Raw genomic sequence first — 13,371 nt, forward strand, 5'->3', positions numbered from 1 at the left:
GTAACGAAGGCGCCGACAGCGGCGAAGTGGGGATATCTGCGGTGCTTCCAGGCGCCGCCGCCCACGGAGCAAGCCGATGTCAGGGTCCAAGTTCGTTACAGTCGCCAGCCTCTCGGCTATTGCGCTGGCAGCGTCGCTCGGTGCGGCCGCCGCCCAGCCGCTCAGCGTGGTCGAGCTGTTCACCAGCCAGGGCTGCTCGTCCTGCCCGCCGGCCAATGCCAATCTGATCAAGGTCAAGGACCAGCCCGGCGTGCTGGCGCTGTCGTTCAACGTCACCTACTGGGACTATCTCGGCTGGAAGGATATCTTCGGAAAACAGGAATTCACCCAGCGCCAGGTCAGCTACGAGCCGGCGCTCGGCCATGACGGGCCGTTCACGCCGCAAGTGGTGGTCAACGGCCATGCCGATGTCGTCGGTGCCGCACCCGGCGAAATCGAAAAGCTGATTGCGGCGAGCGGCCGGACAAGCGGCCCGGCATTGTCGCTCGATGGCGGCAAGATCAGCATCGGCGCCGGCGCCGCACCTGGCGGCCGCGCCGATGTCTGGCTGGTGCGCTATGCCAAGGGCGTGGTCGAGGTGCCGGTTTCGCGCGGCGAAAATACCGGCCGCACCTTGCCGCACGCCAATGTCGTGCATGCGCTCGAAAAACTCGGCAGCTGGACCGGCGCGGCCGCGACGTATCCGCTGCCCGCCGCATCCGGCGGCCTGAGCACCGCCGTGCTCGTGCAGTCGCCCGGTGGCGGACCGATCCTGGCCGCCGCGACCGACTAGATCGCGCTTCGACAAGAGATTGCGCAACGCCGCATGGAGCGGCGCCGCATAGCACGGCCGCCTAGAGGGCGCGCCTTCAACGCCAACCCCAAGGAGATCATCATGACCACTTCCCGCCTGACGCTGCCGGCGCTCGCTCTCGCTCTGTGCTCGACGGCGCTGTTTGCCGGCGGCATCGCCCGTGCCGACGACGCGACCAATGCGATGAAACCGGCTGCAAATGCCATGAAACCGGCCGCGGATGCGATGAAGCCGGCCGCAGACGCCATGAAACCTGCAACGGAGGCGATGAAGCCTGCCGACCCGATGGCCACCAATTCCATGAAGCCGGCCGCCGATGCGATGAAGCCGGCAACGGATGCGATGGCTCCGGCCAAGTAAAGGCGGTGCTGTTTCCGGCTTCGGTCCCGCGGGTCCGAAGCCGGATGCACGTGAAAGTGAGGCTTCGGCCGCAACTCGCCCGTCGCATGATCGTATCTTATCCAATAGACTCCACATGATGGACGTCACAGGAGCTCAAGCCATGACCGACATTCAAAAACCAGTCATCAGACAATCGTCGAACGTCTTCCGCAGCGCGCTCGCCGCTCTTGCGCTGGCCGCCGCGGGCGCCGCCTTCTGGCTGACGCCGGCGGTTTCGGCCGAGGACGCGGTGAAGATCCCGCCGCCGGCACTCGACGAGAAGGCGGCCACCGGCACTGAAAAGGCAGTCTTCGCCGGCGGTTGTTTCTGGGGCGTGCAGGGCGTGTTCCAGCACGTCAAGGGCGTCACCAGAGCCGTCTCCGGCTACACCGGCGGCGACAAGGACACCGCCGTCTACGAGACGGTCGGCTCAGGCCGTACCGGGCATGCCGAATCCGTCGAGATCACCTACGATCCGTCGAAGGTGACCTACGGCCAGCTGCTGCAGGTCTATTTCTCGGTCGCCCACAACCCGACCCAGCTGAATTTCCAGGGTCCGGACTCCGGCACGCAGTACCGCTCGACGATCTTCGCCGAAAACGATGCCCAAAAGAAGATCGCGCAAAGCTACATCGCCCAGCTCGACCAGGCCAAGGTGTTCCCGGAGCCGATCGTCACCACGCTGGAAACCGGCAAGACCTTCTATCCGGCCGAGAACTATCATCAGGATTTCCTGACGCTGAACCCGACCTATCCCTACATCGTCTACAACGACCTGCCCAAGGTGGCGAACCTGAAGGCCCTGTTCCCGGCGCTCTATAGCGAGAAGCCGGTGCTGGTGCTGGCGGCAAGCAACTGAGAACGCGCAATCTCCCCCTCGCGGGGGGAGATTGCGCACTCAGCCGCCCCGCCTCTGCCGGCTACATGGCCTTCATCGCGTCACACGACACAGTCGGGTTCATGTCGGCGAAGGTGCCGGCCGGGTTCTTCTTCCAGGCCCAGACATGCAGTTCATAGAACGGGCCTAGACCGTAGCGGTTGGGCGCGCTGTCGAAATTGAACAGCTGCCCTTCCAGCGAAGCCGGACCTTTCGAGGTGATGTACTCGACGGCCACCAGCCTCAGCTTGCCGTTTGCCATCGGCTCGTACATCACCGCCTCGGGCTTGGCGAGTTCGACCGCATCGTCCTTCAGATAACCGGCATTGACATAGTGGATGCCCATGGCGCCGCCGGTGATGCCGCTGGCGCAAGGGATCGGCGCATAGCCCTCGGCCGTCGCCATCGCCACGTTCTCGAAGCGGCTGTTGGCTGCCCGCACCTTCTCGTCCAGCGCGCCAGCGTTGTGAGCATTGGCCGCCGTGGCCGCGATCGACAGAATCGACAGGTTGATGAGGTGTTTGGTCCACAGATGGATGTTCATGTTCTCTCCTCCTTGTTGATGGCGCGCGGGAGCAGCCGCTCCCGCTGCGACGTCGGATCTCGGCTGCACGCATCATTGGTACCGGGTGAAGTCCCAGTAGTGCGGCAGCCCCTCGAGCTCCGGCAGGCCGATGTCGCGTCTCAGATAATCGTCCTGCGGAGGCAATCGACGCCGACTCTTGCGCAATGGCGCGAACAGCAGCGAGGCCAGCCGCCAGAAAGCCCGGCCCGGTAACGGGTCTCGTCCGACGGATCTCGACGCCGCCGACGGCCCGCTGAACGATTCGTCAGGCACGCTGCCGTCGCCGCGAAGGGCAGTTTGATGCTCATCGATCGGGTCAACGGTAAAAGTAAGGGTCAAGAACCCGCACCTCCGTGATCTTGTCGACAGGCAGCGCGTTTTTCTGGGCCGTGCTGCGGATCGCTTCCGGCGAAGGCGCGTCATAGATGCAGAAGCTCTGCTTCTTGTCGGGCGAGACGAAGGACTGCACCCAAGTCACGCCTTTCTCCGCGTTGCGCATGATGACGCCGCCCAGCGCATCGGCGCCGGCATCGTTCACCGGCACGCTGAGGCCGTTGGGAAATGTACGTTCAACCACATAGCGAGGCATATCAGGTTCCTTTTTTACTGTTTCACGCCCGGTTTTGAGCGCGCGGAGGACATTGATCACGCTCGCCAGGGGCGCGCATCGGAACCTTTCCCTATGTTTCGTGGGACGATTCCCCATGTTAACGGCGTTCACTGCTGGAGCCACAAAGCCGATACCGGGCCGCGCTATCCTGCCTGACGAAAGCGGGGTGCGGCAGCGACCCGGATCACGAAAAGCGGACGATCATGCTTCTGGAACGGCAGACACAGCTGGAGCAGCTTGACGGACTTCTCGCCGAAGCCGCGCGTGGTCGCGGCAGCGTGGTGGCGTTGTCGGGCGAGGCCGGCGCCGGCAAGACCGCACTGGTCGAGGCCTTCGTCGCCGGCGCGGCCAAGGCTACGCGCATCTTGCGCAGCGCCTGCGAGGACCTGTCGATCCCCGATCCGCTCGGACCGCTCTATGACCTCGCCCGCGAGGCGCAATGGGCGATGCCGCAGGCGATCGACGCCAGGCAGGGTCAGCGGCTGCCACTGTTCTCCGGTGCCCTCGACGTGTTCGAGACAAGGACCCAGCCGACGCTTCTGGTAATCGAGGATCTGCATTGGGCGGACGACGCGACGCTCGATTTCGTCCGCTTTCTTGGCCGGCGCATCGCCAACACCCACATCCTGGTCCTGTTGACGGCGCGCACCGACCGCAGCGAAGGACAGGCGCGTGTGCGCCGGGCGCTGGGTGAAATTCCGTCGGGCAACGTTGCCCGTATCGACGTGCCGCTGTTGAGCGAGGCGGCCGTCCTGTCGCTCGCCAGCGCTGCCGGCCGCGATGGCGACGCCATCTACCGGGTCACCGCCGGCAATGCCTTCTTCGTCACCGAGCTCCTGTGCGCCGACAATGAGATGACGCCACCGGCCAGCGTGAGGGACGCCGTTGTGGCGCGGGCCGAACGGCTGTCCGCCGGTGCCCGCTCGATGCTCGACGCGGTGTCGGTGTTTCCCAGGCGGGCCGATGCTTGGGCTCTGCAGGGCCTGTGCGGCGTCGCCAGCGCCGGACAGCTGGCGGAATGTGTGTCGAATGGGCTGCTCGACGATCTGGGCGATGGCTATGCCTTCCGCCATGAAATCGCACGCCGCGCCATCGAGATGATGCTGACGACAAGTTACAGGAGACTGTTCAACCAGCGCGCGCTGTCGGCGCTGCTTGAAAACGGCGGCGTCGCCACCGCACGCCTGGTCCATCACGCCGTGGAAGCGCACAATTTCGAGGCGGTGCGCGAATTCGCGCCGATCGCCGCGCGCGAGGCTTCGCGTGTCGGCGCCCATCGCGACGCCGCCGGCTACTATGAGGTCGCCTTGCGGCAGGCCGACACCTTGCCCGTGGAAGAACGCGCCGGACTTTACGAGCAGTATGCCTTCGAGTGTCACTTGATCGCCCGCATTGACGAGGCCATCAAGGCGCAGGAACAAGCCCGCGCGTTGCAAAAGGCGCTTGGCAACACGCTGAAGGAAGGCGACAGCCTCAGGTGGCTATCGCGCTTCGCCTATCTGTTGGGCGACCGCCCGGCAGCCGACCTGTTCGGCGCCCAGGCGGTCGCGTTGCTGGAGGCAGTTCCCGCCAGTGCCGAACTTGCCATGGCCTATTCGAACCTTTCGCAGCTGGCGATGCTGGCCGAAAGGCTCGACGAGACCCTGTCGCTGGGCGGCAGGGCGATCGAGCTTGCCGAGCAGCTGGACCGGCAGGATGTCGTTTGTCACGCGCTCAACAATGTCGGCGCCGCCGAGCAGTGGCTGGATCTGGCCAGCAGCCGGCTGCATCTCGCCCGCAGCCTCGAAATCGCGCTGGAGCAGAATTTTCAGGAGCACGCCGCGCGTGCCTTCACCAATTGCGCCTGTGGCGAGATCAACCAATTGGGCTACAGCCAGGCTCAATCCTTCCTCGATCGCGGCATCGACTATTGCGTCGACAACGATCTGGCGACTTGGCGTGACTATATGCGTGGGGTTCGGGCACAGTTGTTGTTGCGTCAGGGATACTGGAACGAAGCTGCCGCCGAGGCTCTGGATGTCATAAGCAATGACCCGGCGACGGCGCTGGTCCGCTATCCCGCTTTGGTGGCCCTGGTGAAACTGCGTCTTCGGCGCGGAGATCCTTCGGCCGAGCCGCTGCTGGCGGAAATGAATCGGTTCCTGGAAAGGGGAGCCGAATTGCAGCGGCTGTTGCCGTACGCCGCCATCGTCGCCGAGCAGGCATGGCTCGGCGAGGCGGAAATCGCCGAGGCGCTGCGGCTGATCGACCTTGCCGAGACCCTGTCGCCGACGCGGGCCATGTTTGCCGAACTGGCCAGCTGGCGCCAGATCCTCTCCGCCGGTAGCGACGCGGGGGATACGGCCGGCATGGCCGCGCCGTACCGAATGCTCCTGGCTGGCGACTGGCAAGGGGCGGCCGCGGTCTGGGCGGATCTCAACGCACCTTATGAACGTGCGCTCGCGCTCGCCCAGGGCGATGAGCCGGCGCAGCGTGCGGCACTCGAGATATTCGAGACCCTTGGAGCCAAGCCGGTTGCGAGCCATGTGCGCGAAATCATGCGGCGCAACGGCGTCATTCGCATCGCCCGGGGGCCGCGCCAGACCACGCGCGCCAACAGCGCCGGCCTGACCCAACGCCAGATGGAAGTGCTGCAACTGATCGAGCGCGGCTTCTCCAACAAGCGGATCGCAGAGCATCTGACCATTTCACCAAAAACCGTCGATCACCATGTCTCCGCGGTTCTGGGTAAGCTGGATGCCATCTCGCGTGGCGAGGCCACAGCTGCCGCGCGCGATTCCGGGCTGATCTGAAAGCAGCCCTTCCTGAGAAAGCCCATGGCGCTTTGCGTCAAAGAGATGGAGCGGATCAATCGTAGGTCAGGTCGGTCGCCTTGCCGCCGAACACCCGGTAGGCATAGAAGGAATAGAAGATGATGATCGGCAGCACCACCACGGTGCCGGCCAGGATGATGGCCAGGCTTTCCGGTGCCGAGGCTGCCTGCCAGATGGTCAGGCGATCCGGCACCACGAACGGGTAGAACGACCAGGCGAGGCCGGCAAAGCCAAGCGCGAAGATGGCCGCCAGCGTCAGGAACGGCGTCAGTGAATGGCGGTCGTCGGGCTTCGGCAGATGGAAGGTCTGCCGCCACAGCCACAGAAACAGCAGCGCCGACAGGATCGGCAGCGGCGACAGATAGAGCATCTCCGGCCAGACGAACCATTTGTCGAAGATGCGCGGGCTGGCGAAGGGCGTCGCCAGCGACACTGCCGCCATGCCGAGCGCGGTCAGCACCAGCGTCGTGCGCAGCCAGCGCACCGCCTTCTTCTGCAATTCGCCTTCAGTCTTGTAGATCACCCAGGCGGCGCCCATCGCCGCGTAGGCGGCGGCAAGGCAGAACGCCACCAGCACGCCGAACGCCATGCCGCCGAGGCCGACATCGAGGCCGAGCACATAGACACCCAGCATGTAGCCCTGCGCCAGCGAGGCGATGAGCGAACCCAGGAAGAAAATACGGTTCCAGCGATGCTTCCGGCCAGCTGGCACCTTGGCGCGGAAATCGAAGGCAACGCCGCGCAGGATCAGCCCGAGCAAAAGCACGAAGACCGGAATGTAGAGCGCCGTCAGGATGACGCCATGCGCCAGCGGGAAGGCGACCAGCAGCAGGCCGACGGCCAGCACGAGCCAGGTTTCGTTGGCGTCCCAGAACGGGCCGATCGCGGCGATCATCGTATCCTGTTCGGCGTCTTCGGCGGCGGCGAACAGGATGCCGATGCCGAGATCGAAACCGTCGAGAATGACGTAGATCAGGATGGCGAGGCCCATCAGGCCGGCGAAGATGAGGGGAAGCGCGGTTGGCCAGTCGAAGCTCATCTTCTTCTCCTACTCGCCAGCCGCCGGCTGTGACATGGCGGCGTTCATGACGCCCGGCAGCGGCGATGAATCGCCGTCCTTCGCCGCCTTCAGCGCCAGGTGCACCAGCACGCCGAGATAGGCGATCAGCAAAAGCACATAGAGAACGAGGTAGATCGCCAGCGTCAGCGCGACATGGCTGCCCGCCACCGGGCCGACCGCGTCTGCCGTTTTCAGCACGCCCGTCACCAGCCAGGGCTGGCGGCCGATTTCGGTGGTGTACCAGCCGGCCAGCGTTGCCAGCCAGCCCGACAGCGCCATCGGTACCATCAGCATGGCGAGCGGCTTCGGCAGGCTGTGCCGGCGCTTGAGGAAGAAGGCGGCCGACCACGAGACGAGCAGCATCAATATGCCTGTGCCGACCATCACGCGGAAACCCCAGAACACCGGAAAGACCGGCGGATGGTTGCCGGGATAATCGTTCAGTCCCGGCACGACACCGCTGGTCGAGTGCCGCAGCACCAGGCTGGCGCCGTCGGGAATGGCGATCTCGAATTTGTTTTCCTTCGCGGCCTCGTCGGGAAGCGCAAAAAGCACCAGCGGCACGTTGGGGCCGGTGTTCCAGTTGGCTTCCATGGCGGCGATCTTCTGCGGCTGGTGCTCCAGCGTGTTCAGCCCATGCTGGTCGCCGGCGAAGATCTGGATCGGGATCAGGATCGCGGCCGTGAAGACGCCGGTGCGCAGCGCCTTCCACATCGATTCCGAACGGTCGCCGGTGAGATAGCGCAGCGCCGACAGGCCAGCGATCAGGAACGACACCGTCAGCCCGGACGCCAGCAGCATGTGGGTCAGCCTGTAGGGCATCGACGGGTTGAAGATGATTGCCCACCAGTCGACCGCGTGCGCCACGCCGTCGCGCATCTCGAAGCCGGCCGGCGTCTGCATCCAGGAATTGAGCGCGATGATCCAGAACGCCGAGACGGTGGTGCCGCCGGCGACAAGCACCGTCGCCAGCGTGTGGATGCGGTTGGAAACGCGGCGGAAGCCGAACAGCATGATGCCGAGGAAGGCCGCTTCGAGGAAGAAGGCGGTGAGGATCTCGTAGGCCAGCAGCGGCCCGGCGATGTTGCCGACCTTTTCCATGTAGCCCGGCCAGTTGGTGCCGAACTGGAAGCTCATGGTGACGCCCGAAACCACGCCCATGGCAAAGGACAGCGCGAACACCTTCACCCAGGTGAAATAGGCGCGCATCCAGGCGGAATCGTTGGTCGCGTTGTAGCGCAGCTTGAAGAACAGCAGCACCCAACCCAGCGCAATGGTGATCGTCGGAAATAGAATGTGGAATGAAATATTCGCGCCGAACTGGATACGCGAAAGTATGAGCGGGTCCATGATGGGCTCCGGCTGCTGCAAATACTCGCGAAGAATAGGCCCGAAGCGAGTTCAGGTCAAAGCGGCGTCCTGCCGCGAGGCTGAACGCCACAGGACAATTTTCCCGGTTGCATGCCGCGCAACTCCGGGCCTGTGCGCCGCACCTGCAATGGCCGGCCGGCAACGATTGTCGAGAACTGTCAGCAGGGCATTGACTTGCGGTTGCAAGCACCGACATTCGGCCTATATCAGGGGACCTCTTTCAAGCAGCCGTTTTCATCCATGCCTTCCATCCTGTCCATTTCCGGGGTCTCCAAGACCTACGCCACCGGTTTTACCGCGCTCAAGGAAGTCAATCTCGACATTCAGCGCGGCGAAATCTTCGCGCTGCTTGGGCCCAATGGCGCCGGCAAGACGACGCTGATCTCGATCGTCTGCGGCATCGTCAACCGCTCGTCGGGCACCGTCACCGTCGACGGCCACGACATCAACAAGGATTATCGCGCCGCGCGCGGTCTGATCGGGCTTGTGCCGCAGGAACTGACCATCGATGCCTTCGAGAGCGTCTGGGCGACGGTCAATTACAGCCGTGGCCTGTTCGGCAAGCCGGCCAACCACGGCTTTGTCGAGAAGGTGCTGCGCGATCTCTCACTGTGGGAAAAGAAGGACGCCAAGGCGATCACCCTGTCGGGCGGCATGAAGCGCCGGCTGATGATCGCCAAGGCGCTGTCGCATGAGCCGCGCATCCTGTTCCTCGACGAGCCGACCGCCGGCGTCGATGTCGAGCTGCGCCAGGACATGTGGGCGATGGTGCGCCGGCTGCGCGAGGACGGCGTCACCATCATCCTCACCACGCACTATATCGAGGAAGCCGAAGCGATGGCCGACCGCGTCGGCGTCATCAACCGCGGCGAGATCATCCTGGTCGAGAACAAGGCCGAACTGATGCGCAAGCTCGGCCGCAAGCGGCTGGTACTGGAACTGCGCAATCCGCTGACGGCCATTCCCGAGGCGCTCTCGCGCTATGCGCTGGAATTGTCGCCCGATGGCGGGCAGCTGACCTACACCTATGACAACCAGGCCGAGCGGCCCGGCGTCGCCTCGTTGATGCGCGATCTCGAGGCCGGCGGCATCCAGTTCCGCGATATCGACACGCAAAACTCTTCGCTCGAGGAGATCTTCGTCAATCTGGTGAGGAGGGAGCCATGAACCTTCGCGCAGTATGGGCGATCTACCGGATGGAAATGGCACGTGCTTTCCGCACCGTGCTGCAGAGCATCGTCTCGCCGGTCATCTCGACGTCGCTGTATTTCGTCGTCTTCGGCTCGGCCATCGGCTCGCGCATCACCGAGATCGACGGCATCAGCTATGGCGCCTTCATCGTGCCGGGTCTGATCATGCTGTCGCTGTTGACGCAGTCGATCTCCAACGCCTCCTTTGCCATCTATTTCCCGAAATTCGTCGGCTCGATCTACGAGCTTCTGTCGGCGCCGGTCTCCTATCTGGAGATCGTCATCGCCTATGTCGGCGGTGCCGCGACCAAGTCGATCATCCTCGGCCTGATCATCCTGGCCACCGCCTCGCTGTTCGTGCCGCTCACCATCCTGCATCCGTTCTGGATGCTCGCCTTCCTGGTGCTGACGGCGGTGACCTTCAGCCTGTTCGGCTTCATCATCGGCATCTGGGCGAAGAGTTTCGAGCAGCTGCAACTGGTTCCGCTGCTGATCATCACGCCGCTGACCTTCCTCGGTGGCAGCTTCTATTCGATCAACATGCTGCCCGAGGTCTGGCGCACGATCACGCTGTTCAACCCGGTCGTCTATCTGATCAGCGGTTTCCGCTGGAGCTTCTACGGCAAGTCCGACGTCTCGGTCGGCGTCAGCCTCGGCATGACGGTCGTCTTCCTGCTGATCTGTATAACGATCGTCGCCTGGATCTTCAGGACAGGGTATCGGTTGAGGAATTGACGGCAGAACGCCGCCAGGTCTGTTGAGATTCAGGTCAGGCCGAGTCGAAAATGGCGGATTCCGAGAACCGGAGCGGAGCGTACTTTTCGTACGTGAGCACCGGAAGCGCAGGAAGCCGCCATTTGCAGGCCGGCCTCACCTGAATATCGATAGATCTAGATCGCCTTGACCAGCCGCAGCAACCCCAGCATCTCGACATACGTCCCCTTGCGGAAGGCGATGTAGACCGGCTCCTCGACACCGTGGAAGCGGCGCTTGAAGGCCGCCTGGCCCTGCAGGTTGAACCTGCGGCGATTGACCCAGGGCGAATCGTAGGCGCGCTGGAAGGCATTGCGCCAGAAATCGCTTTCGGCAAAGCCGCTTGGCCCGATATCGAGCATCGGCGACAGGCCGAGCGTGACCACCGAGATGCCCTCTTCGCGAAAACGATCGACGGCGAATTTGGTCAGGCCGACCTCGGCATGCGGCGAAGCGTCGATATGCTTGCGCTTGAAGGCCGTCGTGTAGCCGATGACCTTTCCGTTGCGGCACAGCGGGTCGAAGTCGAGCAGAGCGACCAGTCCGCCGTCGGGACCGTGCAGGACGAAACGGCGCATGTCGGTGCCGAGATGGTCGGCAAAGTTGCGGTTGAGAAAGCCCATCTCCCAGCGCTTGACGATGCGGTCGCCGCGCCAGTTTTCCGAAAGCCGGGCAATTTCATCCAGAAAAATCGTGCGCTTGTCCTCGTCGAACGAAAAGCCTTTCTTCAGCAGCCAGCGCTCGGAGTAGCGCACGGTCTCGTTGCGCTTCCCGGAAAAATCATGCTCGGGCAGGGTGAGGCGGGTGTCGACGCCGAGGCGATTGACCTTGTAGCCAAGGCCGGCCAGCACGCGTGCGGTTTCCTCGCCGACCTGCACGAACCACGGGCTGCCGGCGGTCTCGACGAAGCGCTTGATGTAATCGGCCCGACGCGCCGGAGCCGCCACCGGGTCGCCGAGCGCGAAATGGTGCTTCATCTTGGTACCGAAGGCGATGTAGCCGTCGGCGTCGCCGAAATAGGAGAGCTTGCCTTGCACGGCGGTGGAATAGGCGAGCGAGAAGTCGCCATAGCGGCGCACCAGTGCCAGGCGTTCGACATGGGTCAGCGCCTGCCGCTCGACCTCGGGCGCGGCGGCCTCAAGGATCTTGTCGAAATAGAACCGCAAGGAGGGCATGGTCGAGATTCCGCGTGCCGCCTACAGCGCCGGCCGTCCAGGACGCGCCAAGGTGCTGTAACACTTTGATTCTGCGCATGACTCGAAAATCGGAGTCGATTTCGGGCATGCGCGTGGGGATAACCGAGACCCGCCAGCCACCCCGAGCCTCGAATCAATCACATTGCCGCGACCTGATTACCGTTGATATCGCGCATATGCCATATAGAGCGCAACCGCGGCCCGGCGTACGGAGCTAATTCGCATCGCTCGAAATTTCGGCCGCGGTTTGCTGCAGGGATCCTGCGCGGGATCAAACGGTTACAGCGTCCTGCCAGCCTAGCGTCGAACGGGATTCGAGTGAATGACTGATACGACAATCAGATCGGTTGTGGATCTGCCGGCCAAGGTCGAGCCGGCAATCGTCGTCGGCGCCGGTGCTGCCGGGCTGGCCGTCGCGCACGCCTTGATGAACGCCGGCGTGCCGACGGCGATCCTGGAAAAGGAAAGCCGGTTGGCTGAGCCATGGTACCGGCGGCACAAGCAATTGCATCTCAACACCCACCGCGATCTTTCTTCGCTGCCTGGTCTCCCCTATCCCCCCGGCACCCCCGCCTTTCCGCACCGGACGGTCGTCATCCGCCACATGAATGATTTCAGGGAGGAAAACCGGCTGCCGGTGCAGTTTGGCGTCGCTGTCGAAGAGATTGCCTTCAAGGGCGATCACTGGGCGGTACGGACCAGCGCTGGCCTGCGGCTGGCCCGCAATGTCGTCGTCGCCACCGGCCGCGATAGGCAGCCGTTCATTCCCGAATGGAAAGGCATGAAGGATTTCGTCGGGCGCATCATCCATTCGGCGGATTTCGGTGACGCACAGGCCTATGCGGGCCAGAAAGTGCTGGTCGTCGGCGCTGGCAATTCGGGTTTCGATGCGCTCAATCATCTGGCCGGCATAGACACGGCCGCCATCTGGCTGTCGGCCCGCAGCGGTCCCGCCCTGCTGCCCAAGCGCATCGGCAAGATCGCCGTGCACCGGCTTTCGCCGTTCATGGCTCGCTTGCCGTTGCGGGTCGCCGACGCGGTGATGTCGGCGACGCAGCGCCTGGCTTTCGGCGACCTGACCAAATTCGGCCTGCCGCCCGCGCCTGCGGGCGGCGCCAGCCGCCTGACCTCGGATTACACCGCGATCGCCGCCGACGACGGCGCCGTCAGCGCCATAAAGGCCGGCAAGATCACCGTCGTACCCGGCATAAGGGAATTCACCCGTGACGGCGTGATCCTGGCCGATGGCAGCCTGATCTATCCTGACATCGTCATTGCCGCGACAGGCTACCGCACCGGGCTGGAGCCGATGGTCGGCAAGCTCGGCGTGCTCGACGCCAAGGGCGTTCCGCTCTTCAACGGCGGGCAAGCCGATCCGAAATTGCCCGGTCTGTGGTTCACCGGCATGCGGCCGAGCATTCGCGGCTGCTTCGCCAATGCCGGTATCCTGGCCAAGGCGATCGCCAAACGGATTGCAGGGTCGGCCTCGCACCAACCCGGCGCATCACGCTGATTTGGGTTCCAGCCGCCGGAAACCGACGGCCTCCATCAGCATGTCCTCTTCCACCATGCCGGCATTGTGCAGGGCGAGCAGGTTAAGCGCGATTTCCCGCGCGTCGGCGGAATCGGGATGTGCCTCGCGCCGCCGGCAGGCCTCGTCGAACACGCGCTGCAGCTTGGCGATATCGGCTGGCTTGAGCAAGCCACGGTCATAGACGGACTTCGACATGGCGATCTCCTGATAAAGACCTAGGGCGCCATG

At 63.9% G+C, this 13,371-nt stretch carries 14 protein-coding genes; 7 read left to right on the top strand and 7 right to left on the bottom strand.

The window, feature by feature from the left end; genetic code table 11:
* Positions 1-76 precede the first annotated feature (76 nt).
* The 3 genes from P3C39_RS11035 to msrA all read left to right on the top strand — a co-directional run bounded on the left by P3C39_RS11035 (position 77) and on the right by msrA (position 2,033).
* Positions 77-772 carry a DUF1223 domain-containing protein gene (locus P3C39_RS11035; protein ID WP_275953364.1) on the top strand — a complete coding sequence of 232 codons (696 nt, stop codon included), beginning with the start codon at positions 77-79 and terminating at the stop codon, positions 770-772.
* Between the two features lie 102 nt (positions 773-874).
* Positions 875-1,153, top strand: coding sequence for a hypothetical protein (locus P3C39_RS11040; RefSeq protein ID WP_063173834.1), 279 nt, complete (start codon positions 875-877; stop codon positions 1,151-1,153).
* 142 nt (positions 1,154-1,295) lie between these two features.
* Positions 1,296-2,033 (top strand): peptide-methionine (S)-S-oxide reductase MsrA, encoded by a 738-nt coding sequence (gene msrA, locus P3C39_RS11045; protein WP_013528688.1) that lies wholly within the window; start codon positions 1,296-1,298, stop codon positions 2,031-2,033.
* Positions 2,034-2,094: 61 nt separating this feature from the next.
* Here the strand turns inward: msrA and P3C39_RS11050 are convergent, their stop codons facing one another.
* From P3C39_RS11050 to P3C39_RS11060, 3 genes are all read right to left on the bottom strand, one after another.
* Complete coding sequence (locus P3C39_RS11050; RefSeq protein WP_063173443.1) at positions 2,095-2,595, bottom strand: hypothetical protein; 501 nt, start codon at positions 2,593-2,595, stop codon at positions 2,095-2,097.
* Positions 2,596-2,667: 72 nt separating this feature from the next.
* The gene (locus P3C39_RS11055; protein WP_127366181.1) at positions 2,668-2,955 is read right to left on the bottom strand and encodes a hypothetical protein; all 288 of its coding nucleotides are present in this window, start codon (positions 2,953-2,955) and stop codon (positions 2,668-2,670) included.
* Complete coding sequence (locus P3C39_RS11060; RefSeq protein ID WP_013528685.1) at positions 2,933-3,205, bottom strand: DUF4242 domain-containing protein; 273 nt, start codon at positions 3,203-3,205, stop codon at positions 2,933-2,935. The genes P3C39_RS11055 and P3C39_RS11060 overlap by 23 nt, the downstream gene beginning before the upstream one ends.
* A gap of 224 nt (positions 3,206-3,429) precedes the next feature.
* Here P3C39_RS11060 and P3C39_RS11065 point away from each other — a divergent pair, with 224 nt between their 5' ends.
* On the top strand, positions 3,430-6,018 hold the full coding sequence (locus P3C39_RS11065) for an AAA family ATPase (RefSeq protein WP_275953363.1): 2,589 nt from the start codon (positions 3,430-3,432) through the stop codon (positions 6,016-6,018).
* Positions 6,019-6,073: 55 nt separating this feature from the next.
* On the opposite strand, the gene P3C39_RS11070 is transcribed toward P3C39_RS11065, so the two are convergent.
* Complete coding sequence (locus P3C39_RS11070; protein WP_013528683.1) at positions 6,074-7,078, bottom strand: cytochrome d ubiquinol oxidase subunit II; 1,005 nt, start codon at positions 7,076-7,078, stop codon at positions 6,074-6,076.
* A 9-nt stretch (positions 7,079-7,087) separates the two neighbouring features.
* Positions 7,088-8,449, bottom strand: a complete 1,362-nt coding sequence (locus P3C39_RS11075; RefSeq protein WP_275953362.1) for a cytochrome ubiquinol oxidase subunit I — start codon at positions 8,447-8,449, stop codon at positions 7,088-7,090.
* A 261-nt stretch (positions 8,450-8,710) separates the two neighbouring features.
* On the opposite strand from P3C39_RS11075, the gene P3C39_RS11080 reads away from it, so the two are divergent.
* Both P3C39_RS11080 and P3C39_RS11085 read left to right on the top strand, forming a co-directional pair.
* Positions 8,711-9,637: an ABC transporter ATP-binding protein gene (locus tag P3C39_RS11080; protein ID WP_063173835.1), complete on the top strand. Its 927-nt coding sequence runs from the start codon at positions 8,711-8,713 to the stop codon at positions 9,635-9,637.
* Positions 9,634-10,395, top strand: coding sequence for an ABC transporter permease (locus P3C39_RS11085; protein ID WP_013528680.1), 762 nt, complete (start codon positions 9,634-9,636; stop codon positions 10,393-10,395). The genes P3C39_RS11080 and P3C39_RS11085 overlap by 4 nt, the downstream gene beginning before the upstream one ends.
* A 155-nt stretch (positions 10,396-10,550) precedes the next feature.
* Here the strand turns inward: P3C39_RS11085 and P3C39_RS11090 are convergent, their stop codons facing one another.
* On the bottom strand, positions 10,551-11,588 hold the full coding sequence (locus P3C39_RS11090) for a phosphatidylglycerol lysyltransferase domain-containing protein (protein ID WP_275953361.1): 1,038 nt from the start codon (positions 11,586-11,588) through the stop codon (positions 10,551-10,553).
* A gap of 343 nt (positions 11,589-11,931) precedes the next feature.
* Between P3C39_RS11090 and P3C39_RS11095 the strand changes: the two genes are divergently transcribed.
* Entirely contained in the window at positions 11,932-13,122 is a 1,191-nt protein-coding gene (locus tag P3C39_RS11095) for an NAD(P)/FAD-dependent oxidoreductase (RefSeq protein ID WP_275953360.1), read from the top strand.
* Here the strand turns inward: P3C39_RS11095 and P3C39_RS11100 are convergent.
* Entirely contained in the window at positions 13,114-13,338 is a 225-nt protein-coding gene (locus P3C39_RS11100; RefSeq protein ID WP_013528677.1) for a hypothetical protein, read from the bottom strand. The genes P3C39_RS11095 and P3C39_RS11100 overlap by 9 nt on opposite strands.
* Between the last annotated feature and the right edge of the window lie 33 nt (positions 13,339-13,371).

Origin of the sequence: Mesorhizobium sp. XAP4 (assembly GCF_029269325.1) — a bacterium.
GTDB classification, from domain to species: domain Bacteria; phylum Pseudomonadota; class Alphaproteobacteria; order Rhizobiales; family Rhizobiaceae; genus Mesorhizobium; species Mesorhizobium ciceri.

What these genes read in the sequence shown, in the direction of transcription:
- P3C39_RS11095 (WP_275953360.1), top strand. Translation starts at nt 11,932, where the DNA reads ATGACTGATACGACAATCAGATCGGTTGTGGATCTGCCGGCCAAGGTC.
- P3C39_RS11040 (WP_063173834.1), top strand. Translation starts at nt 875, where the DNA reads ATGACCACTTCCCGCCTGACGCTGCCGGCGCTCGCTCTCGCTCTGTGC.
- P3C39_RS11090 (WP_275953361.1), bottom strand. Translation starts at nt 11,588, where the DNA reads ATGCCCTCCTTGCGGTTCTATTTCGACAAGATCCTTGAGGCCGCCGCG.
- P3C39_RS11060 (WP_013528685.1), bottom strand. Translation starts at nt 3,205, where the DNA reads ATGCCTCGCTATGTGGTTGAACGTACATTTCCCAACGGCCTCAGCGTG.
- P3C39_RS11100 (WP_013528677.1), bottom strand. Translation starts at nt 13,338, where the DNA reads ATGTCGAAGTCCGTCTATGACCGTGGCTTGCTCAAGCCAGCCGATATC.
- P3C39_RS11035 (WP_275953364.1), top strand. Translation starts at nt 77, where the DNA reads ATGTCAGGGTCCAAGTTCGTTACAGTCGCCAGCCTCTCGGCTATTGCG.
- P3C39_RS11085 (WP_013528680.1), top strand. Translation starts at nt 9,634, where the DNA reads ATGAACCTTCGCGCAGTATGGGCGATCTACCGGATGGAAATGGCACGT.
- P3C39_RS11080 (WP_063173835.1), top strand. Translation starts at nt 8,711, where the DNA reads ATGCCTTCCATCCTGTCCATTTCCGGGGTCTCCAAGACCTACGCCACC.
- P3C39_RS11065 (WP_275953363.1), top strand. Translation starts at nt 3,430, where the DNA reads ATGCTTCTGGAACGGCAGACACAGCTGGAGCAGCTTGACGGACTTCTC.
- P3C39_RS11070 (WP_013528683.1), bottom strand. Translation starts at nt 7,078, where the DNA reads ATGAGCTTCGACTGGCCAACCGCGCTTCCCCTCATCTTCGCCGGCCTG.
- P3C39_RS11050 (WP_063173443.1), bottom strand. Translation starts at nt 2,595, where the DNA reads ATGAACATCCATCTGTGGACCAAACACCTCATCAACCTGTCGATTCTG.
- P3C39_RS11075 (WP_275953362.1), bottom strand. Translation starts at nt 8,449, where the DNA reads ATGGACCCGCTCATACTTTCGCGTATCCAGTTCGGCGCGAATATTTCA.
- msrA (WP_013528688.1), top strand. Translation starts at nt 1,296, where the DNA reads ATGACCGACATTCAAAAACCAGTCATCAGACAATCGTCGAACGTCTTC.